This is a genomic window from Pseudomonas sp. S30 (assembly GCF_016518545.1).
Taxonomy (GTDB): domain Bacteria; phylum Pseudomonadota; class Gammaproteobacteria; order Pseudomonadales; family Pseudomonadaceae; genus Aquipseudomonas.
Genome location: NZ_JACVTO010000005.1, coordinates 67,532 through 86,837, shown reverse-complemented (window position 1 = coordinate 86,837; position 19,306 = coordinate 67,532). Strand labels below are relative to the sequence as shown.

Genomic DNA, 19,306 nt, shown 5'->3' with positions numbered 1-19,306 from the left:
GCGGGATACCTGTGTAAGGTGTGTAAGGTTCGCGCGCACGCGCGTGCGCATACGAAAATTTTTCACACCCCTCCCACCGCTATGGCTGCTTTTTTTTCTCACGCGAGGCCCAAAAAACCTTACCAACCTTACACACTTTACACAGGGTGCTCTAAAGCACTGATTTTAACAGGCTCCATCTGTGTAGGGTTTGTGTTGGGTTGGCTGATTGTGTGTTGGGTTGCCATCGGAGCGTGCTGGAGATGATGAAAGACATTGACTCTCTGATGCGGCACTGGGCTGAGCAGCGGCGCCAGGGGCCGTCCGGCTTGGGTAGCCAGATGGGCAGCATCATGGAATGGAAAGGGCTTGCCCCTCGCACCGGCGCATCGGGCTCGCGAATCCTGATCGCAGGAGCTGGGATGGATCACGCGGCGGCAGAGATTGAGGCGGCAGTGGCCGAGCTTGATCGGCGTGATGCTCGGGGCCGCGTGTTAGCAAGGCTTGCCCTGTTTCGTTACGTTCATGAAGCCGCGATTCGTGAGCAAATGAGGGAGGTGGGACTTGAGGAACATGCTGAGAGAACCTACTGGAACTGGGTTGCCGCTTTGCATCTGCAGGTGGCAAGAATCTTGGTTAGCCGGGTTGGGCCTAACCGAGCTAATACCGTTCGTCGGGTTGGAATGCGCCGAGCACGCTCCGAATCTGCGCCGAAGTAGCGCCGAGACTGCGTACCGAAAATTGCCTCTTTTCGGTTTTGCAGTTCACCGGTAAAAAGTCCCCACGATATGACAGCTGCGCTTAGGCGCGTCCCAATTACCGAACTGCACCCCGAGAACCCTGCCAATTGGCGGGGTTTTCTATTTCCGGCGTCTGGAGGCGTGATGGATATTCAGCTGAGGGTCAAGACAGGCGAACTGCTTTGGTCAAGGAGCCCCGAATGACGAACGAACAACAAGCGTTAGTAGAGATGCCGATCTGGATGGTGATCGTACTGTCCCTGGTCGGTGGTGTATCGGGCGAGATGTGGCGGGCAGACCGGGCGGGTGCACGCGGCTGGGGGTTGGTGCGGCGCATCGCGTTACGCTCTGGCGCGTGTGTAGTGTGCGGGATGGCAACAATCATGCTGTTGTACTCGATGGGCGCTTCGATTTGGGCTGCGGCAGCGTTTGGCTGCCTCACGGCCACGGCGGGGGCTGACGTCGCCATCGGCCTGTACGAGCGATGGGCGGCGAAGCGGTTGGGCGTCGAGGCGGCACCCCCCGGCAGCGGCGGGGCAGCCCAGTGACCCGGCCGGCCCCCGCCGAGGGGCCGGGGACCCTGCCGGGATGGCCGGGATACGGGACGGGAAACCCGCGGTTCTTCGTTAGCGGCAAGTTCACCAGCTTAGTGAACTGCGGTTAACTGGTTAACCCCTTGAATTCACAAAGTAAACTGGACGTTCTGGCATGACTTATCTGACCAAATCGGAGTTCGCCGCGCGGCGTGGATGGTCGAAATCCTATGTCTCCAAGCTCGCCTCCCAGGACCGTCTGGTCCTTTCGGACGACGGCAAGGTCGACGTGGAAGCCACCGAGGCCCTGTTGGCCGAGTCAGCCGATCCGAGTAAGGCAGCCGTCGCGGCCCGGCATTCCGAAAATCGGGTCGAGCGGGATGTTCGCAGCCATCTGCAACCGTCCGCCGATACACCTGCGGTGCAGGCAGTGGTGCAGGCGCCTGGCAAAGGGCGCGACTTTCAGGCTGCGCGCGCGCACCGGGAGTACTACCTGGCGCAGCTCGCTGAAGCTGATTTCCGCAAGGTTCAAGGCCAACTGGTCGAGCGCCAACGAGTGGAGGATGCCGCTTTTACAGCGGCGCGAGGCCTGCGCGACCAGATGTTCGGGCTCGCTCCCCAGCTTGCCGCCGAACTGGCGGGCATGACCGATCCGTGGGACGTCGAAAAACACCTCACTGACACCTTCCGCCGCGTCTTCACCGATGCCGCGAAGATGAACGATGACGATCTCGAAAGAGCCATGAAGCCGAGCTGAGCCTATGCCTACCGGATACGCTGACGGAGCCAAGGTGTATCGGGATGAATATTGCCGAGGGCTGATGCCCGACCCGGAGCTGTGGGTCGACGAATGGGCGGACGAGTACATGCGGATTCCGCGTGATACCGGCGCTGCCGAGCCTGGCAAGTACCGCACCGACCGTACGCCGTATGCCCGTGAACCCATGCGCTGCCTGTCACCTGCCCACCCCTGCAAGCGGGTGATCACCAAGGTGGCCTCGCAGCTGATGAAAACGCAGATCGCCCTGAACTGGATCGGGGCGCTGATCCATATGTCGCCGTCCAACATCCTGACCCTGCTGCCCAGCCTGGCGCTGGCCAAGCGAGTGTCGGCGCGGATCGCCAAGACTATCGCGGTCACGCCTGAGCTGAGCCAAAGGGTTGCGGCCAAGCGCTCTCGTGACTCGCAGAACACAATGGACACCAAAGAGTTCGAGGGCGGCACGCTCTACGCGACCACGGCAGGCTCGGCCTCCAACCTGGCAGAGCTGTCTGCGCGTTTCGTCTACGGCGATGAGGTCGACCGCTGGGACGTGGACGTCGACGAAGAGGGCGACCCGATCGAGTTGGCGGAAACCCGTGGTAGTACCTTCGGACGTAACGCCAAGTTCTACTTCTCCAGCTCGCCCACCATCAAGGGCGCCTCGCGGATCGACGACCTGTTCCAGCAAAGCGATCAGCGGCACTACTACGTGCCGTGCCCGACCTGCGGCCATATGCAGGTGCTGCGCTGGGAGCGCCTGCTCTATTCGCCAGACTTCGCCACGGTGCACTACCAGTGCGCTGGCCCTGAGTGCGACGTTCTGATCGAAGAGCATCACAAGAGCGACATGCTCGCCAGGGGTGAATGGCGCGCTCACGGCAAGGGCGACGGCGAAACGGTGGGCTTCCACCTCAACGCGCTGTATTCGCCGTTGGGCTGGGTATCCTGGTCGGATCTTGCCAAGCAATACGAGAAGGCCAGGAAAGCCCAGGACCGGGGCGATCTTGAGCCGATGCAGGTGTTCTACAACACCCGCTTGGCCGAGGTGTGGGACAGCGCGGTCGAGCAGACCAAGCATGAGGTGCTGCAAGCGCGGGCGCTTCAAGAAGACTACGTGCTGGGCACGCTCACCTCGGGCGTGCTGGCACTGACTGCCTCGGTCGATGTGCAGGCCAACCGCCTGGAACTGATGGTCATCGGCTGGGGCGTGGGCATGGAGCGCTGGGTGGTCGACCACCAAGTGATTCCCGGCGATCCCGCCGATGAGCGCACCTGGGCGGTGTTGGATGAACGCCTCAAGGTGCGCTATCTGCACCCTTGTGGCGTCAGCCTGGCGATCCTGGCAACGGGCATCGACTCGGGTGGTCACCACACCCATGAGGTCTACCAGTTCACCCGTGTTCGGCGCTGGCGAAACATCTTCGCGCTGAAAGGGGCGAGCAAGCCAGGGCGGCCTGTGATTGCGCAGCGGCCCTCGCCAGTGGACGTTACGTGGAAGGGGCAGACCGAGCGACACGGCGCCGAACTTTGGATGGTCGGTACCGACACGGCCAAAGACTGGATCTACAACCGCTACAGCTTCGAGTCGGGGCCTGGTGCGCTTCACTTCGCCAAAGACCTGCCCGAAGAGTTCTTCCAGCAGTGCGTGGCCGAACGCAAGGTGGCGCGCTATGTGAAGGGCTACAAGCGGATCGAGTGGGTCAAGGGCAAGGCCGATCGCAACGAGGCGCTGGACCTCATGGTGTACAACCTGGCAATGGCCTACTTCCTGAACCTGCACCGCTACGTTGAGCACGATTGGGACAAGCTCCGGCAGAAGCTTGCGCAGACCAGCCTGTTCGATCAGGGCGAGCCACAGCCAGCCCGGCCTGAAGCCCGCGAGCCTGCCCCCGAAGTAGATCAGGCGCCCGTCACTCGCCCGTCAGCGCCGGTGTCGCCCGTGGCCAGCAGGCCAGTGGCTGCAGCACCTGCGCAACCTGCAGCACGAACTCCACCTGTACAACGCCGCAGCTCGAGCAGCGGCTACCTGAAGAGACGCTGACCATGGCCTACACCAAAGCCCACCTCGACGCGGTCGAGCGTGCGATCGCGCGCGGCGAAAAGACCGTGCGCTACACCGACCGTACAGTGGAGTACCGTTCCGTGGACGAGCTGATGCGCGCCCGTGATCTGATCCGCTCGGAACTGGTCCGGTCCGCTGGGCCGCGCTCACGCGTTGTCAGGCTCTACCATGGAGGGAAGGGCTTGTGAGTCGGTTCGTCTCCACGCGCACCGGCATTCTGGTGCCTGAGCGGATCAAGGCCAGCTACGAAGGCGCTGCCGAGGGCCGGCGTTCATCGAACTGGGACGCGCCGGACACCGGGCCGAACAGCTTGATCATGCCCGCCTTGCGCAACCTGCGCTCACGGTCCCGCGCAGCGGTGCGCAACGACCCTTATGCAGCCAACGTGATCGACAAGCGGGTGAGTAACCTCATCGGCACCGGCATCACCCCGCAGCCGCGTTTGACCGACAAGGTGCTGCGCGAGTCCATGCAGGTGCTGTGGGAGGACTGGGTCGATGAGTCGGATGCCGATGAGCTCACCGACTTCTACGGCCAGCAAGCGCTGATCGCTCGCACCGTCGAGCAGTCCGGCGAGTGCTTCGTGCGGTTGCGGCCGCGTCGGCTGGAAGATGGCTTGGCCGTGCCGCTGCAAGTCCAGTGTCTGGCGCCGGAGTTCGTGCCTCACGACAAGTTCGAGATCACCCGCTCCGGCAATGTGATCCGCGCGGGGATCGAGTTCAACAGCATCGGGCGCCGCGTGGCGTACTGGTGCTATCGCACTCATCCCAGTGACAAGTCGTCGCAGAACGCTGGTTACAACCCACTGGTTCGGGTGCCGGCCGAGCAGATGCTGCATGTGTTCGAGCCGCTGGAGCCTGGGCAACTGCGCGGCGTGCCGCGCCTGGCCCCGGTGCTCAAGCGCTTGCGCAGTCTGGACAACTACGACGACGCGGTACTGTTCCGGCAGGAGGTGGCCAACCTGTTCGCGGGCTTCGTGCGAAAGCCGGCTCCTGATGCCGGGGGACCGCCTCCGGTGGACATGCTCACAGGCGCCCCGGTCAGTTATGACCGCGACAGTTTCACGCCGATGGTCGCGCTGGAGCCGGGCACCATGCAGGAGCTGCTGCCCGGCGAGCAGGTCGAGTTCTCCGACCCGCCCGACGGCGGCAACAACTATCCCGACTTCATGCGGCAGCAACTGACCGCCGCTGCGGCCGGTGCCGGTCTTCCCTATGAGCTTATGACCGGCGACATGCGCGACGTGAACGACCGCGCGATCCGGGTGGTGCTCACCGAGTTTCGCCGCCGCCTGGAGCAGCTGCAGTTCCAAGTGTACGTCCACCAGTTGTGCCGCCCGGTGCGCTCGGCCTGGATGGACATGGCGGTGTTGTCGGGCGCGCTCGACCTGGCCGACTACACCCAGCGCCGCCGCGAGTACCTGCGCACCCGTTGGGTACCGCAAGGCTGGGCCTACATCCACCCCGTGCAGGACGTGCAGTCGCGCATGCTCGAAGTGGGCGCGGGCTTCGCTTCGCGCAGTGAGATGTGCCTGCGCTCCGGCACCAACGCAGAAGCGGTGGACGAAGAGAACGCCGCCGACATCGCCAGGGCTCACGGCCTGGGCCTCAAGTACAGCAGCTTGTCGGCCATCGACGATGACCCCGACGAATCCGACAAGAAGGAGAGCAAATGAAACCGCTGAAACCGCTGATGCCGTTCCGCATCTTCAACAAGGCCAAGACCACGCAGCCGGTAAAGGACCAGCAGTGGTACACGATCAAGGCCGCTGCCGACATCGAAGGCGCCGAGAAGGTGATCGAGGTGTACGTCTATGGCGAGATCGGTGCCTGGGGCATCACAGCCAATCAGTTCATCCAAGACCTGAAGGCCGTGGACGATGGCACGTCCGCTGTGGTGGTGGCTTTCAACACCATCGGCGGGGATCTGTTCGAGGGCCTGGCGATTCACAACGCCCTGGCGCGGCTGGGGGAGCGCTGTACTGGACGAATCGATGCCCTCGCGGCCAGCGCCGGCAGTGTGGCGGTGTGCGGCGCGCATCGGGTGATCATGGCGTCCAACGCGATGATCATGATTCACAACCCCTACACCTGGGTGGGCGGTGATGCCGAGGATCTGCGCCGGGTTGCGGACATGCTCGATCAGGCCTTCGAGGCGATCATCGCGGCTTACAAGGCGAAGGCGCCGAACATCGATGACGCTGAGCTGCGCCGGATGGTGGACGCCGAAACCTGGCTGACCGCCCAGGATGCCCTGGCGCTGGGTCTGGCCGATGAAGTCGGCAACGGCGTGAAAGTGCAGGCGTGCTTAGGGCAGGGCACCGCGCTCGCGCGATACCGGCAGACCCCGCAAGCGCTGCTCGACCAGCTTGAAGCCAGCCAGACCGAGCAGCCAGCCACGCCGCCGCAGGATCCGCCCGTCGATCCACCCACAGGATCTGCGCCCGACGCGGCCGCACTGGCGTTGCAGATCACGCAGGCCTGTACCAAAGCCGGCATCAGCAACCTGATCGAGCCCTTGATCGCCTCCACCAAGCTGGCGGACAACGCCACGGTGCAAGCCGCGCTGACCCGCGCCAAGGCTGTACGCGACCTGTGCGCTGCAGCACGCCTGCCGGAGCTGACCGCCGAGTACGTGGGGGCTGGCTTGGATCCCAGCGCGGTACGTGCCCGCTTGTTCGACAAGCTGGTCGGCTCGGGCAAGGGCTTCGAGATCGATAACAGCCTGCCCCCGGCCGAAGACGAGCCCGAGAAGGTCAAGGCCAAACTTCCCAATCCCAGCAGCATCTGGTCTGCCCGTCGGCAGGCCTCGCAACGTCCCGGCAAAGGAGCCTGAGCATGAGCAACACCTACGTCGAACCGGTCCATGCCGGTGAATTCCTCCTGTCCGAGGGGGCAGGGCAGATCTCCCGCGAGGCGATCGATCTCGCGCCTGGTGAGGCGCTGATCGCCGGCCAGGTTCTCGGCCTGGTCACCGCCTCCGGGCAGTTCGCCCCGTATGACCCCAAGGCCGAAGACGGTAGCCAAACTGCCAAGTGCATCCTGTTCGCCTCGGTCGGGTCGTCGGAGGTTGCCCGTCGAGGCCGCGCGGTGGTGCGCCTGGCCGAGGTATCCGAAGCGCTGCTGACCGGCCTGGATCTGGACGGCGAGAAGGCCCTCGCTGCGCAATTCATCATCGTTCGCTGACCGCGAACCTCTTTTCATTCCAGCCCCGCCTTGTGCGGGGTTTTGTGTTTCTGGAGGGCCTTCATGGCTGACATCGAGATTTTTGAAGACAACGCATTCACTGTTCCGGCACTGACCGCCGCGATCAACGAGCAGCCCTTTGTGCCAGGTCGTATCGCTGAGCTGGGCCTGTTCGAGGAAGAGGGCGTTACCACCATCACCGTGCAGGTCGAGAAAGACGGTGAGACGCTCGCGCTGGTGCCTGCCGGCGAACGCGGTACCTCGGGTCTGGTGGTCAACGGCAGCAAGCGGATCCTGCTGCCGTTTAACACCGTGCATCTGCCTGAGCGTTTCGCGATCAAGGCCGACGAGATCCAGGGCATTCGCGCCTTCGGATCGCAGACCGAGCTGCAGGCGGTGCAGGACGTTGTGAACAAGCGCCTGGCCAAGGCCCGGCGTCAGTTGGACGCTACCCATGAGTTTCATCGCATGGGCGCCCTCAACGGCTTCGTGCTCGATGCCGATGGCAAGACGGTGCTGCTCAACATCTACGAGCGCTTCGGCATCAAGCCGATCGAGATCGTGATGGATCTGGACAAGGCCGAAACCGAGGTGCGGGTCAAGTGCGTGGATGCACTCGACGCGCAGGAAGAGGCACTGGGCGCAACGGCCAGTTCGGGGTCGCGAGCGCTGTGCGGCAAGAACTTCTGGCGCATGCTGATCGCACATCAGAGTGTCAAGAAAACCTACGAGGGTACTCAGTACGCCGCTGCGCTGCGGGCGGATGGCCGTGAAGCGTTCGACTTCGGCGGCATTACCTGGGAGCGCTACCGGGGCAAGGTGGGCAACACCGCGTTCGTGGGGGACGACGACGCGCGTCTGGTACCCGAAGGCGTGCCAGGGCTTTGCATTACCCGCTTCGCCCCGGCCGACTACATGGACACGGTCAACACCGAGGGCCTGCCGTACTACAGCCAGCTGGAGATGATGCCCTTCAAGAAGGGCGTGGCAGGCGAGGCGCAGTCCAACCCGCTGCACCTGGTCACCCGACCGAAGGCCATCATTCGCCTGAAAGCGAAGCGCTGACATGGGATTCCGGGATCTGCTCGAAGACGTGGATGAGACGGTGTTCGAGGTGCTGGGCGATCCCGCTCTGATCGAAGGGCGCGAAGTGCTCGGCATGTTCTCGGCGCCGTGGCTACAACCCAAGCTTGGCCGCATCAACACTGGCCTGCGTGAGCCTCACTTGGTGATCCGGGTAGGCGATAACGCAGGGGTGGCGGCGCGTCAGGCGGTGGTGATCGATCTGCCGCCTGAGGACGGTGGTGGCAGCTACATCATCACCAACATCGAGCCAGGTGGTGACGGCCTGGTGACCCTGGTCTTGAGAAAGTCGCCGTGAGCGTGGGTAGCTACGCCAAGCAGTCTGCGAGTTCCGGCCTGATCACGCTGCATGTGGATCCGGGTGAGATCGAAGCCTTCAAGGACTTCGCCGCCCTGGTGCCGAAGGCCGCAGCGGCTGCCCAGCGCCGGGCGCTTAACAAGACGCTGCGCTGGCTACAGACGCACATTGCTCGCGCGGTCGGCCGGGAACAGCGGATCGCTATCGCTGCAGTGCGGCAACGCTTGCGGGCCTATCCGATCAACAGCAACGGGCAGGGCAAGCTCTGGTTTGGCATCAACGCGATCGAGGCCAGTCGGGCAGGGAGAGCCCGGCAGACCCAGTCGGGCGTGTCAGTCGCTGGGCGCCGGTATGCGGGGGCCTTCCTCAAGAAGGTCTACGGCAACAAGCCCGACATCTGGATCCGCACAGCGAGCAAGCATTTCAAGGCCAGCGACTACCCCGATACCGAAGCCTCGGGCAGGGGTGGCGTGAGCTCCGGCTGGATCGCCGAGAACGACAGCCGCTTTCCGCTGGCCAAGGCCAAGATCTCGCTTGAAGGCGTGCGGCCGCACTTCGAGGCCTGGACCAGTCGGGCGCATGAGCGACTGCTGGAAGTGCTGGAGCAGGAGCTGAACTTTGAACTGCAGAAATATCTGAGGAAATCAGGCAATGGATGATTCACCGATTCCCCTGACTGAGCTGTACGCGGCGATGGAGGCTCAGATCAGCGCTGCCATCCCAGGGCTGGCCCTGGTGGCGGCGATGCCCGATCCGATGCAGCGACTGGCTTTGCCTGCGGTTGTCATCGAGCTGGCCGGCTGGGAGCCCGGCCCGGATCCTGGCACTGGCGAAACCGGCATTGAGGCCCGCTTCGAGGCGCGTGTGATCGTCGGCAGTGAAGTCGAAGATGCGCTGAAGGTTGCCGCCTTTGCCGGCGCGCAGCTGACGGTGCTGCTGCGTATGCAGACGTGGGGCCTTGCCATCGAGAATGCTGTCTTCGTGAGGGCCGAGCAGGACTGGACTCGCCCGGAGCTCGACGGCTATGCCGTATGGGTCGTCGAGTGGACACAGGTGATTTACCTGGGCGTTGAAGAATGGCCCTGGCCGAATCAACCGGCCAGCATGCTGCTGTGGGGCTTTGCTCCGCAAGTCGGCCCTGGCCATGAAGGTGATTACACACCTGCAGGTGAGCTGACATGAGCTATGTGTCAGCGCAACACGACCGGATGCTGGCCGGCCTGCTGATCCCTTGCCGCGTTGTGGCGGTGGACCTGGCTGCAGCCATGGTGCGCGTTTCCGATGGCGATGACTGGACCAGTGCTTGGGTGCGCTGGCATGCCGTCGCGGCCGGCAAGGCCCGCCACTGGCGCGCGCCGAGCCTGGGCGAGCAGGGCGTGCTGGTGAGTCCCAGCGGGGAACCGGCGCAGGGCACATTCGTGCCAGGCCTGTATGGCAATGCGGGCGGTCCTCCTGACAACCGCGACCACGTCGAGGTTTGGCGCTTCGATGATGGTGGCTCGCTGGTCTACGACTGGCAGGCCAAGTCCTACACCATCACGCTACCCAGCGGCACCGCGACGGTAAAGGTAGGCGTTAGCGAGGTGGTGGTGACTGATGATGCCATTACTGCCAAGGCCGGTACCGTCACGATCACCGGTGACGTGACCATCAACGGCACCTTGCAGGTGACCGGCGACATACACGGTGGCGCCCGGATCATCGACACAGCCGGGAACACACCGAATCACAAACACTGACAGCCCGCCTCGTGCGGGCCTTTTTTTGCCCGGAGATCCCATGGCGAACAAACAATCAGACGATCCACATCAGCCCGTGGCTGTGGCGGCGTTTCGTGATACCCGCTTCACCTCGCGGCAGATCTTCACGGCGGATCTGCGGCCGCTGCTGGTGGCGGTGGGACGCATAGAAGTGTCAACGAGCGATACCGACGCTATCGCGTGCCTTGAGCGGCACCCCGATTTCGAGCGGCTGGAGTAGCACCATGATCGGATTGGATCGCCGCACTGGGCTGCCGCTGTCGGGTGTGGCGCACCTGCGGCAGTCCATCGAAGACATCCTGACGACCCCCGTCGGCAGCCGTCGTATGCGCCCGGAGTATGGCAGCGACCTGCGTCGCTATGTCGACCTGCCGGTGAACGACGGCTGGAAGAGCGCCGTGCAGGCCGAGGTTGCGCGCTCGCTTGGGCGCTGGGAGCCACGCCTGCAGCTTGAACGGGTACGCGTCACGGCCGTTGTGGGCGGACAGATCACCTTGGAGCTCGCCGGGGTGTACCTGGGCGACAGCATGATTGTGGAGGTCAGCGCGTGAGCATGATCGATTTGACGGCGCTGCCCGCGCCGCAGGTGCTTGAGAGTCTGGATTTTGAAGAGCAGTACCAAGCTGACGTCAACGTGTTCCGCGAGCATATGGGCGAAGACTGGACGGCACAGCTTGAAAGCGATCCGGTGACCAAGCTGCTCGAAGTCGGCGCGTATCGCAAGTTGACGACACGAGCGCGGATCAACGATGCGGCCAAGTCCTTGTTGTTGGCTTACGCTCAGGGCAGCGATCTGGATCACCTCGCTGCCAACGTCAGCCTGCAGCGCCTGTTGGTTCAAGCCGAAGATCTGGTAGCGGTGCCCCCGGTGCCGGCGATTTTCGAGGATGACGAGGCGCTGCGCGAGCGCGTGCAACTGGTGTACGAGGGGCTCACTACAGCGGGTCCGCGAAACAGCTACATCCTGCATGCGCGCAACGCTTCGGGCCGGGTAGCAGATGCGACAGCCGAGAGCCCATCGCCAGCGGTAGTCGAAGTGACCGTACTGGCCCTGGAGAACGACGGCACTGCCCCGGCCGAGCTGCTGTCCACGGTGGAGGCTTATCTGAGTGCGGACGATGTCCGTCCCGTCGGTGATCGGTTGATTGTCCAGAGCGCTCAGATTCTGCCGTATCAGATCAACGCCAAGTTATTCATGTCAGGGACGGGACCGGAAAGCGAAGGGGTGCTTGCTCAGTGCCGTTCGCGCCTGGCGGCGTGGATCAACCCCAGGCGCCGCCTAGGCGTGGAGGTGGCCCGTTCGGCGATTGATGCGCAGTTGCACATTCCTGGGGTGAGCCGCGTAGAGCTGAAGGGCTGGACCGACATACGGCCGACCCGTTCGCAGGCGGCGTGGTGCACGACGTTTGTCGTGGAGCGGGGGTGACAGATGACGAGCCTGCTGCCACTCAACCGCACACGCCTCGAGCGCTCTGTAGAGGCTGCTGGGGCTGAAGAGCCGGCGATCATGCTGCGCCGTCTTTATGACCCGGACACCTGCCCGTCCGAGCTGCTGTACCTGCTGGCCTGGGCCTGGTCGGTGGACCGCTGGGACGATCGTTGGCCGGAACCGGTCAAGCGCTCGGTCATCCGCTCGTCGTTCTCCGTGCATGCCCATAAGGGCACGATCGGGGCGCTGCGGCGTGTCGTCGAGCCCTTTGGGTATTTGATCGAGGTGCTGGAATGGTGGCAGACGGTACCCCAAGGCGTGCCCGGCACGTTCGCGCTCAAGGTTGGCATAGCTGATGAGGGCATCAGCGAAGAAACCTATCTGGAGTTGACCGCGCTGATAGACGACGCGCGGCCAGTCAGTCGGCACATGACGGGGCTGGCAATTAGCCTTGAAGCCAGCGGCCGTTTTCATGTTGCGCTGTTGCTTGATCAGGGCGACGAGCTGGACGTTTATCCGCCCGCGCAGCGCGACATTCAGGTCACAGGCGCAGTGGGCCGTGGGGGCCGCGATCACACAATAGACACTCTGGAAATCTCACATGGCTGATCAAAACTCGCAGTTCTACGCCATTCTCACGAATGTGGGAGCGGCGAAGCAGGCAAACGCGGATGCGCTCGGTATCCCGTGGAAAATCACTCAGATGGGCGTTGGTGACGGCAATGGGGCTGAGCCTACGCCCAACGCAACACAGACGCGGCTGATCAACGAATGGCGCCGTGCGCCGCTCAATCAGTTGAAAGTCGACGACAAGAATCCGGCCATCATCGTTGCCGAGCAAGTCATTCCCGCCGAGGTAGGTGGGAAGTGGATCAGAGAGATCGCGCTGTATGACGCCGACGGCGACATGATCGCTATCGCGAACTGTCCGCCGACTTTCAAGCCGCTGCTCAATCAAGGCTCGGGCCGTACCCAGGTTGTGCGTATGAATCTGCTCGTTAGCAGCTCATCGAGCGTCGAACTGAAAATTGATCCATCAGTCGTGCTTGCCACACGCGAATACGTGGACAGGATGATTCTTGAAGTCCTGCCGCAGGACAAGAAGCCAGGCACGTACACTCAAGTCACGATCAACCAGCGCGGCATTGTTGTGGCTGGTGAGAACCCCACGACTCTGGCCGGCTATGGCATCACGGATGCACTGTCGACTAAAGGAGGCACGCTTACCGGCAATGTGCAGATGACTGACACTTGCCGTCTTTACCTGTCCCCAGGTTCGGTGGGCTACTGGGCTTATGGCTTGTTCGCTGGCACCCCGAAGGATGTGAAGGCCGGCCTCGGTTTCTGGGGCGGTGAAGACGGCGTAGTCAGAACCGCGTTCCTCGGACTGGGAACTGACCCTTGGTATCTCGGGCCAGGTATCCGCGTGAAGCTCGACGGGACTGTCGAAGTAACCGGCACGCTGACCGGTAGTGGTGCCGGTCTGTCGGCAGTGCCGTTCGCTGCGCTGACCGGAGTGCCGAACACCTTGGCCGGGTACGGCATTGCCCCGGCCAGCCAGGTCGATGCTGAGACGGGGGCCGATACAAACAAGCCAATGACGGCGCTTCGCGTGTTTCAAGCCATTGCTGCCAAGGTTCTGCCTGCGACCGTCAGTCGTTCAGGCATCGCGGCCATCGCGTCTCAGAACGCTGTCGACAGTGGTGCAGATGACAGCTCTATCGTGACGCCGAAGACGCTCGCTGCACGCCTGCGCGCCTGGTGGCAAGGCGCGCAGGAAGGTGTGGCCGGGGTCATCCAACTGGCCACGCAGGCTGAGGTCAACGAGGGTTTCGATAACTCCAAAGCCGTGACGGCAAGGAAGCTGCGCGCCGGCGTGTCCTGGGCGTTTGGCAAGAACGGCTATGTCGCGCTTCCGACCTGGCTGGGCGGCTGGATCATGCAGTGGGGCATTGCCATGGGCGTGCCCCAGGCAACGAACTCGGCAAGCTCAATCGGCCCGACGCGTGACGTTCCGCTGTACGTCACGTTTCCGAATGAAGAGATGTGGGTTATCAGCAGCATGTTTTTCACCACGATGAACACGACGTCGGCGTTTGCGCCGGGCGCCGGATTCGTGTCGAGGTCGATGGTTCGCGTGCAAAACAACTACGTGTCGTCTGCGGGCGATATTGCTTGGATCGCGTTTGGTCGATGAGGGTAGGGCATGACCGCATTTTATAGTCCGTCTGAACAGGGTTTTTTCGATACACGGTTTCACAGCAAAGATCAGATACCCGCTGATGCGGTGGAGGTCGACGAAGACCGGCGCAGGGCCATCATCACCGGCATGTCGCAGGGGTTGTTGGTGCGGGTCAACAAGGCGGGTGCATGCGAACTGTTCGAGCCGCCCGCCGACCCGGCCGCGCTTGCGAATCTGGAGCGTGGTTGGCGTGATGGAGTGTTGGCTGTGTTGCTGAGCTTGCGGGACCGACACCGCGACCAGACCGAAATAGGCGCCGACACAACGTTGACGGGTGAGCAGTTCACCGAGCTACTGACATACATGCAGGCGCTGCGCGACTGGCCACAGTCGACTGACTTCCCCGACCCAACGCAACGGCCGAAGCCGCCGGCCTGGCTTGCTGAGCACACCTGAAACGCCCCGCACTGACGGGGCGTTTTCTTTTCTGCAGCACTTGGGCCCCGCAATTTCGCGGGGCCTTTTACTCTCTGGAGCAAACATGGCTGGATTCTTTCACGGCGTTACCGTCACCAACGTCGACACCGGAGCGCGCACCATTGCGCTGCCGTCGTCCTCGATCATCGGCTTGGTCGATACTTTCACACCCGGCGCTGATGCGTCGGCCAAGGCCAACGACCTGGTGCTGATCACCAGCGAGCGCGAAGCTGTCGCTGCGTTCGGACCGAATGCGCCGATCACCCAGGCGTGCCGCGCGGTGTTCACCCGCGCCAATGCAGTGATCGTCGCGTGTGGTGTGGCCAAGGTCGACGCACCTGCCGAGCAGATCTCGGCGATCATCGGAGGTGTTCAAGCCGACGGCAAGCGCACCGGCCTTCAGGCGCTGCTCGACGGCAAAAGCCGGTTCAACGCACAGCCTCGGCTGCTGATCACCCCCAAGCACAGTGCCACCCAGGCGGTCGGTACCGCGCTGGTTGCACTGGCCGATAAAGTCCGCGGCATCGCCATCATCGACGGGCCGAACACGACCGATGAGGCGGCGATCGCCTATGCCGGTAACTTTGGCGCGAAGCGGGCGTACATGGTCGATCCGGGCGTGAAACTGTGGGACACAGACGCCAGTGCGACGGTCGACGCGCCAAGCTCGGCCTGGGTGGCCGGCCTGTTCGCTTGGACCGACAGTGAGTACGGTTTTTGGGCGTCGCCGTCGAACAAGGAATTCGTCGGCATCACCGGCACCGGGCGGCCGGTGGAGTTTCTCGACGGCGATGAAAGCTGCCGGGCGAACCTGCTGAACAACGCCAACGTAACCACCATCATCCGCGATGACGGCTTCCGCCTGTGGGGCAACCGCACGCTGTCGAGCGATCCGAAGTGGGCCTTCGTCACCCGCGTGCGCACCATGGACATCGTGATGGACGCCATCCTCTACGGCCACAAGTGGGCGGTGGACCGCTCGATCACGGCCACCTACGTCAAGGACGTGACCGAGGGCCTGCAGGCGTTCATGCGCGACCTGAAGGCCCAGGGCGCAATCATCAACTTCGAGGTGTACGCCGACGCCGAGCTGAACACGGCCAGCCAGCTGGAGCAGGGCAAGGTGTACTGGAACATCCGGTTCACTGACGTACCGCCTGCCGAAAACCCCAACTTCCGCGTCGAGGTCACCAACCAGTGGTTGACCGAAGTCCTCGACGGCCGCGCTTAAGGAGCAACTGAGATGGCAATGATTCCCGAAACCCTGGCCAACCTGAACCTGTTCGTCGACGGCGTCAGCTTCCAAGGCGACGTGCCGAGCCTGACCCTGCCCAAGCTGACGCTCAAGACCGAAGAGCACCGCGCGGGTGGCATGGACATGCCGGTCGAACTCGACCAAGGCATGGAGAAGCAAGAGGCGGCTTTCACCACCACCGGAGTCCGCCGAGAGTCGCTGAAGTTCTTCGGCCTGGCCGACGGTACCGCGTTCAACGGCACGTTCCGGGGCGCCTTCAAGGGCCTCAAGGGTGTAATCAAGCCGGTGGTTGTCACTCTGCGCGGCTCGCTCAAGGAAGTGGACCTGGGCGACTGGAAGCCGGGCGACAAGGCCGAGATCAAGCACTCGGTCGGTGTGACGTACTACAAGCTCGAAGTCGACGGCCGCGTGATCTACGAGATCGACGCGCTCGGCATGAAACGCGTAATCGACGGCGTCGATCAGCTCGCTGCCCAGCGTCAGGCCCTCGGCCTCTAACCCAACCCATTTCAAGGAACTGACACATGGCCAAGCCATTGCCCGCTTATCTCAATCTCGGCGCTGACAGCGTGATCGTGACGCTGAGCAAACCTGCCGAGCTCAACGGCATTACCGCTGACAAGATCACACTGCGCGCCCCGACCGTGCGTGATATCCGCACCGCCCAGGCCACGGCCAGCGGCAACGAAGAGCAGACTGAACTGAATCTGTTCGCCTCGCTGGCCCAGGTCGGCGTCAAGGATCTGGAAGGTTTGGCCCTGAAGGACTACACGCGCCTGCAGGCTGGCTACTTTCGCTTGGTGCAGGAAGACGAGCTTTAACGCTGCCCTGCAGAAGGGGCTGGCCAAGCGGCTGGCCCGTGAGTTCGGGTTTTCGCCTGCAGACATACAGACCATGTCCTGGTCGGACATGGTCTGGTGGCTCACGGATTGAGCTGCACGGGAGGTAACAGATGGCGAACAAGGTTTCGTTGTCGCTGGTGCTTGGCGGCGCCGTAGCGGCCTCTGTCGGTAATGCGTTCCGTACAGTGGAAGGCGGCATCGACAAGCTGGCGAAGAAAGGCGACAAGGCCAAGGTACTCAAGAGCACCATCGGCGAAACGATGAAGCTGCAGACGGAGTGGAAGCGGGCGCACGATACAGGTGCTGCCTCGGCTGACAAGCTGCTGCGCAAGTTGAACACCAACCTCGATGCGCTGCGCAAGCAAGGCGTAGAAGTTGGCCGGCTCGGGCGTGAGTACCAGCGCCTGGGCCGTGAGGCGAAAGCTGCAGATCTGCAGGTGAAAGGTCATCAGCAGATCGCAGCGGGTCGGTCGTCGCTGAAAACCGCCGTGGGTGCGACGGCGGTCGGTGTTGGTCTGGCGGCGGTACCGACCAAAATCAGTGCGGACTATCAGGCGATCATTCGTGACATCGCGATCAAGTCGGACGCGGCAAACACGCCCAAGGAGGTGGAGCTCAGCCGTGCTGTGATCCAGACCTCGAGCGATACCGGCATGTCGCGCAACGATGTGGCGGATCTGATCAACCAATTGGTCGGTGCCGGCATGGAGCTGGATCAGGCCATGTCGTATGCCAAGGTCGCGTCCAAGTTCGCTGTGGGGCAGGGGGCCTCGGGCGTCGACACGGCGAGCATGATCATGGCGCTGCAGCAGAACGCCAAGATCACCGACCCGAAAATGATGCAGCAGGCGCTGGAGGCTATCGCGTTCCAGGGCCAGGCGGGGAGCTTTGAGGCCAACGACATGGCCAAGTGGTTCCCGCAACTGCTCGCCGGCATGGAGAAGAACGGCATCACTGGTCTTGAGGCAGTGACGTCGCTCGGATCGATGCTGCAGGTGCAGATGAAGACTGCGGGCAGCTCGGATGAGGCAGCGAACAACTTCAAGAACTGGATGGAGAAGATCGGCGCCGGTGACGTGGTCAAGGCCTACAAGGATGCCGGCATCGACTATCAAGCATCGCTCAACACCGGCCTGCAGAAGGGCATGAACGTCATTGAGGCGTCCATGGCCCTGGCCATGCAGTACGTGCAGGCAACTGATCCGGCCAAGGCGAAAAAGCTCAAGGACGCTCAAGCCAAGATCGACAAGGAAGTCGACCCGGAGAAAGCCAAAGCCGCGCTCGAGGCGCTGGAAAAGACTCTGCGCACGGGTGATCTGTTCGCTGACATGCAGGTCAAGGCGGCGCTCACTGCCTACGGTCAGAATCGTGGGCTATACAACGAGCTCAAGGCTGACTCGCAGAAAGCCACGGGCATTCTTGACAAGAACCTGGCCGAGCGGCGCGAGACCTCCGCGCAGATTTGGTCCGAAACGCTGCAGGCGGTTGATGACGGCATGCGTAGCGTGGGGGATGCGATCCGGCCGGCGACTGATGCGTTTGCTAAGGGCGCCAAGGCCGTGGTCCACGGCCTGACCTGGCTGAGCGATAGCTTCCCGATGGTGGTGCAAGGCATCGCTGCAGTCGTGGCCAGCATCGCCGCTCTGGCTACGGCGCGCAGCGCACTGAAGATTGGGCGCGGTGTAATGAACCTGGCTCGCGGTCGTGTGATGGAGCGCACGGCAGGTCGCGCCGGTGCCGGTGCGGATGCAACCCCCAGCACTGGAAACCCAGTGATCGACGCCGGGCTGGGTGCACTGGGCAAAGTGCTCGGTGCCCCGGCCGGCAACGATCCCGGCTCGCCATTGGGCGGTGAGCCCCTGAAGGTGTTTGTGGTCAATGCCGGCGCGCTGGGTGGAATAGGGGGTGGCCCAGTCGGTGATGGCCCAGGCCGGTCCCGGCGCAGTGGTCGTGCCGCGCGGCGTGGCCGTGATGGCCGGCTCGCCCGGTCAGGTCGGCGCGGGGCAGGGCGTGCGATAGCGCGTTCGCCCGTGCCAGCCGTACCCGCTGTGACCACGGCGGCACCGCTTGCCGGGGCAGCCCAGTTGGGCCGGTTCGGCAAAGCGCTGAGCGTGGCCGGCAAAGCGTCAAGACTGGTCCCAGGCGGTGCAGTAATCGATTCGGGGATGAAGGTGCTCGACACCGCGCTCACGGCAGAAACCAAGGACGAGAAGGCCGAGGGCTACGGCTCAGCCGCTGGTGGCTTGGCCGGTGCCCTGGCTGGTGGGGCTGCCGGTGCGGCGATCGGCTCGGTTGTACCGATCATCGGCACGGCCATCGGCGGGGCGATTGGTGCTGCCCTGGGCAGTATGGGCGGCGACTCGCTCGGTGGCTGGCTGGGTCTGAAGCTGTTCGGTGAAGACAAACCGCAGGCGGTGGCCAAGGCGCCGGGCGAAGTTGCCCGCGACCTGGCTGCAGCAGCGCCGCCTGCGCCGAGTGCCGAGCAGTTGGCCAGCGCAGCGGCGCCGGCCAAGCCGGCTACGCCGAAGGTCGATCAGGCGTTTTCATTCGCCCCTTCCGTGTCCCTGGTGGTGCAAGGTGATGTGAAGGATCCCGCGACAGTCGTGCGTTCGGCCGAGGCCACCCTGCGCAGCATGTGGGATGGCTGGCAGCGGGACGCGGGTGCGCGAATGGCCTCGGGCCGACTGTATGACTCACCGGATGTTGCATAGGAGGCGA

General features: G+C 63.3%; 23 protein-coding genes. All 23 read left to right on the top strand.

All coding sequences use genetic code 11. The features are described 5' to 3' along the window. The first annotated feature begins 242 nt into the window (after nucleotides 1-242). The 23 genes from IAE34_RS07590 to IAE34_RS07480 all read left to right on the top strand — a co-directional run bounded on the left by IAE34_RS07590 (nucleotide 243) and on the right by IAE34_RS07480 (nucleotide 19,299). On the top strand, nucleotides 243-698 hold the full coding sequence (locus tag IAE34_RS07590) for a hypothetical protein (RefSeq protein WP_233631008.1): 456 nt from the start codon (nucleotides 243-245) through the stop codon (nucleotides 696-698). 221 nt (nucleotides 699-919) lie between these two features. Beyond that, a complete protein-coding gene (locus IAE34_RS07585) occupies nucleotides 920-1,267 on the top strand; it encodes a phage holin family protein (RefSeq protein WP_116888600.1) in 348 nt (115 codons plus the stop codon). Nucleotides 1,268-1,427: 160 nt separating this feature from the next. Then, a complete protein-coding gene (locus IAE34_RS07580; RefSeq protein ID WP_200138252.1) occupies nucleotides 1,428-2,009 on the top strand; it encodes a terminase small subunit in 582 nt (193 codons plus the stop codon). Between the two features lie 4 nt (nucleotides 2,010-2,013). Then, nucleotides 2,014-4,056: a phage terminase large subunit family protein gene (locus tag IAE34_RS07575; RefSeq protein ID WP_200138251.1), complete on the top strand. Its 2,043-nt coding sequence runs from the start codon at nucleotides 2,014-2,016 to the stop codon at nucleotides 4,054-4,056. Between the two features lie 2 nt (nucleotides 4,057-4,058). Continuing rightward, entirely contained in the window at nucleotides 4,059-4,265 is a 207-nt protein-coding gene (locus IAE34_RS07570) for a phage head-tail joining protein (protein ID WP_200138250.1), read from the top strand. Further along, nucleotides 4,262-5,752 (top strand): phage portal protein, encoded by a 1,491-nt coding sequence (locus IAE34_RS07565; RefSeq protein ID WP_200138249.1) that lies wholly within the window; start codon nucleotides 4,262-4,264, stop codon nucleotides 5,750-5,752. The genes IAE34_RS07570 and IAE34_RS07565 overlap by 4 nt, the downstream gene beginning before the upstream one ends. Before the next feature lie 5 nt (nucleotides 5,753-5,757). Further along, on the top strand, nucleotides 5,758-6,912 hold the full coding sequence (locus IAE34_RS07560) for a head maturation protease, ClpP-related (protein WP_200138429.1): 1,155 nt from the start codon (nucleotides 5,758-5,760) through the stop codon (nucleotides 6,910-6,912). A 2-nt stretch (nucleotides 6,913-6,914) separates the two neighbouring features. After that, nucleotides 6,915-7,262, top strand: a complete 348-nt coding sequence (locus tag IAE34_RS07555) for a head decoration protein (protein ID WP_200138248.1) — start codon at nucleotides 6,915-6,917, stop codon at nucleotides 7,260-7,262. 63 nt (nucleotides 7,263-7,325) lie between these two features. Then, complete coding sequence (locus IAE34_RS07550) at nucleotides 7,326-8,327, top strand: major capsid protein (protein ID WP_116888594.1); 1,002 nt, start codon at nucleotides 7,326-7,328, stop codon at nucleotides 8,325-8,327. Between the two features lies 1 nt (nucleotide 8,328). After that, nucleotides 8,329-8,643 carry a head-tail joining protein gene (locus IAE34_RS07545; RefSeq protein ID WP_200138247.1) on the top strand — a complete coding sequence of 105 codons (315 nt, stop codon included), beginning with the start codon at nucleotides 8,329-8,331 and terminating at the stop codon, nucleotides 8,641-8,643. Continuing rightward, nucleotides 8,640-9,302 carry a hypothetical protein gene (locus IAE34_RS07540; protein WP_200138246.1) on the top strand — a complete coding sequence of 221 codons (663 nt, stop codon included), beginning with the start codon at nucleotides 8,640-8,642 and terminating at the stop codon, nucleotides 9,300-9,302. Before IAE34_RS07545 ends, IAE34_RS07540 begins: the two co-directional genes overlap by 4 nt. After that, complete coding sequence (locus IAE34_RS07535; protein WP_200138245.1) at nucleotides 9,295-9,825, top strand: hypothetical protein; 531 nt, start codon at nucleotides 9,295-9,297, stop codon at nucleotides 9,823-9,825. Before IAE34_RS07540 ends, IAE34_RS07535 begins: the two co-directional genes overlap by 8 nt. Further along, nucleotides 9,822-10,382, top strand: a complete 561-nt coding sequence (locus IAE34_RS07530; protein ID WP_200138244.1) for a phage baseplate assembly protein V — start codon at nucleotides 9,822-9,824, stop codon at nucleotides 10,380-10,382. The genes IAE34_RS07535 and IAE34_RS07530 overlap by 4 nt, the downstream gene beginning before the upstream one ends. A gap of 40 nt (nucleotides 10,383-10,422) precedes the next feature. Further along, the gene (locus tag IAE34_RS07525) at nucleotides 10,423-10,623 is read left to right on the top strand and encodes a hypothetical protein (RefSeq protein WP_200138243.1); all 201 of its coding nucleotides are present in this window, start codon (nucleotides 10,423-10,425) and stop codon (nucleotides 10,621-10,623) included. A 4-nt stretch (nucleotides 10,624-10,627) separates the two neighbouring features. Beyond that, complete coding sequence (locus tag IAE34_RS07520; protein ID WP_200138242.1) at nucleotides 10,628-10,954, top strand: GPW/gp25 family protein; 327 nt, start codon at nucleotides 10,628-10,630, stop codon at nucleotides 10,952-10,954. Then, entirely contained in the window at nucleotides 10,951-11,829 is an 879-nt protein-coding gene (locus IAE34_RS07515) for a baseplate assembly protein (RefSeq protein ID WP_200138241.1), read from the top strand. The genes IAE34_RS07520 and IAE34_RS07515 overlap by 4 nt, the downstream gene beginning before the upstream one ends. A 3-nt stretch (nucleotides 11,830-11,832) precedes the next feature. Further along, nucleotides 11,833-12,441, top strand: coding sequence for a phage tail protein I (locus IAE34_RS07510; protein WP_200138240.1), 609 nt, complete (start codon nucleotides 11,833-11,835; stop codon nucleotides 12,439-12,441). Then, entirely contained in the window at nucleotides 12,434-14,029 is a 1,596-nt protein-coding gene (locus IAE34_RS24320; RefSeq protein ID WP_233631007.1) for a phage tail protein, read from the top strand. Before IAE34_RS07510 ends, IAE34_RS24320 begins: the two co-directional genes overlap by 8 nt. A 9-nt stretch (nucleotides 14,030-14,038) precedes the next feature. Beyond that, nucleotides 14,039-14,470, top strand: a complete 432-nt coding sequence (locus IAE34_RS07500) for a phage tail assembly chaperone (protein WP_233631006.1) — start codon at nucleotides 14,039-14,041, stop codon at nucleotides 14,468-14,470. Nucleotides 14,471-14,555: 85 nt separating this feature from the next. Continuing rightward, nucleotides 14,556-15,722 carry a phage tail sheath subtilisin-like domain-containing protein gene (locus IAE34_RS07495; RefSeq protein ID WP_200138239.1) on the top strand — a complete coding sequence of 389 codons (1,167 nt, stop codon included), beginning with the start codon at nucleotides 14,556-14,558 and terminating at the stop codon, nucleotides 15,720-15,722. 12 nt (nucleotides 15,723-15,734) lie between these two features. Further along, nucleotides 15,735-16,244: a phage major tail tube protein gene (locus IAE34_RS07490; protein ID WP_116888582.1), complete on the top strand. Its 510-nt coding sequence runs from the start codon at nucleotides 15,735-15,737 to the stop codon at nucleotides 16,242-16,244. Nucleotides 16,245-16,270: 26 nt separating this feature from the next. Further along, the gene (locus IAE34_RS07485; protein ID WP_200138238.1) at nucleotides 16,271-16,567 is read left to right on the top strand and encodes a phage tail assembly protein; all 297 of its coding nucleotides are present in this window, start codon (nucleotides 16,271-16,273) and stop codon (nucleotides 16,565-16,567) included. Nucleotides 16,568-16,698: 131 nt separating this feature from the next. Further along, a complete protein-coding gene (locus IAE34_RS07480) occupies nucleotides 16,699-19,299 on the top strand; it encodes a phage tail tape measure protein (protein ID WP_200138237.1) in 2,601 nt (866 codons plus the stop codon). Nucleotides 19,300-19,306: the final 7 nt, after the last annotated feature.

What these genes read in the sequence shown, in the direction of transcription:
- IAE34_RS07485 (WP_200138238.1), top strand. Translation starts at nt 16,271, where the DNA reads ATGGCCAAGCCATTGCCCGCTTATCTCAATCTCGGCGCTGACAGCGTG.
- IAE34_RS07530 (WP_200138244.1), top strand. Translation starts at nt 9,822, where the DNA reads ATGAGCTATGTGTCAGCGCAACACGACCGGATGCTGGCCGGCCTGCTG.
- IAE34_RS07495 (WP_200138239.1), top strand. Translation starts at nt 14,556, where the DNA reads ATGGCTGGATTCTTTCACGGCGTTACCGTCACCAACGTCGACACCGGA.
- IAE34_RS07580 (WP_200138252.1), top strand. Translation starts at nt 1,428, where the DNA reads ATGACTTATCTGACCAAATCGGAGTTCGCCGCGCGGCGTGGATGGTCG.
- IAE34_RS07525 (WP_200138243.1), top strand. Translation starts at nt 10,423, where the DNA reads ATGGCGAACAAACAATCAGACGATCCACATCAGCCCGTGGCTGTGGCG.
- IAE34_RS07490 (WP_116888582.1), top strand. Translation starts at nt 15,735, where the DNA reads ATGGCAATGATTCCCGAAACCCTGGCCAACCTGAACCTGTTCGTCGAC.
- IAE34_RS07550 (WP_116888594.1), top strand. Translation starts at nt 7,326, where the DNA reads ATGGCTGACATCGAGATTTTTGAAGACAACGCATTCACTGTTCCGGCA.
- IAE34_RS07585 (WP_116888600.1), top strand. Translation starts at nt 920, where the DNA reads ATGACGAACGAACAACAAGCGTTAGTAGAGATGCCGATCTGGATGGTG.
- IAE34_RS07480 (WP_200138237.1), top strand. Translation starts at nt 16,699, where the DNA reads ATGGCGAACAAGGTTTCGTTGTCGCTGGTGCTTGGCGGCGCCGTAGCG.
- IAE34_RS07510 (WP_200138240.1), top strand. Translation starts at nt 11,833, where the DNA reads ATGACGAGCCTGCTGCCACTCAACCGCACACGCCTCGAGCGCTCTGTA.
- IAE34_RS24320 (WP_233631007.1), top strand. Translation starts at nt 12,434, where the DNA reads ATGGCTGATCAAAACTCGCAGTTCTACGCCATTCTCACGAATGTGGGA.
- IAE34_RS07590 (WP_233631008.1), top strand. Translation starts at nt 243, where the DNA reads ATGATGAAAGACATTGACTCTCTGATGCGGCACTGGGCTGAGCAGCGG.
- IAE34_RS07520 (WP_200138242.1), top strand. Translation starts at nt 10,628, where the DNA reads ATGATCGGATTGGATCGCCGCACTGGGCTGCCGCTGTCGGGTGTGGCG.
- IAE34_RS07575 (WP_200138251.1), top strand. Translation starts at nt 2,014, where the DNA reads ATGCCTACCGGATACGCTGACGGAGCCAAGGTGTATCGGGATGAATAT.
- IAE34_RS07500 (WP_233631006.1), top strand. Translation starts at nt 14,039, where the DNA reads ATGACCGCATTTTATAGTCCGTCTGAACAGGGTTTTTTCGATACACGG.
- IAE34_RS07570 (WP_200138250.1), top strand. Translation starts at nt 4,059, where the DNA reads ATGGCCTACACCAAAGCCCACCTCGACGCGGTCGAGCGTGCGATCGCG.
- IAE34_RS07545 (WP_200138247.1), top strand. Translation starts at nt 8,329, where the DNA reads ATGGGATTCCGGGATCTGCTCGAAGACGTGGATGAGACGGTGTTCGAG.
- IAE34_RS07555 (WP_200138248.1), top strand. Translation starts at nt 6,915, where the DNA reads ATGAGCAACACCTACGTCGAACCGGTCCATGCCGGTGAATTCCTCCTG.
- IAE34_RS07535 (WP_200138245.1), top strand. Translation starts at nt 9,295, where the DNA reads ATGGATGATTCACCGATTCCCCTGACTGAGCTGTACGCGGCGATGGAG.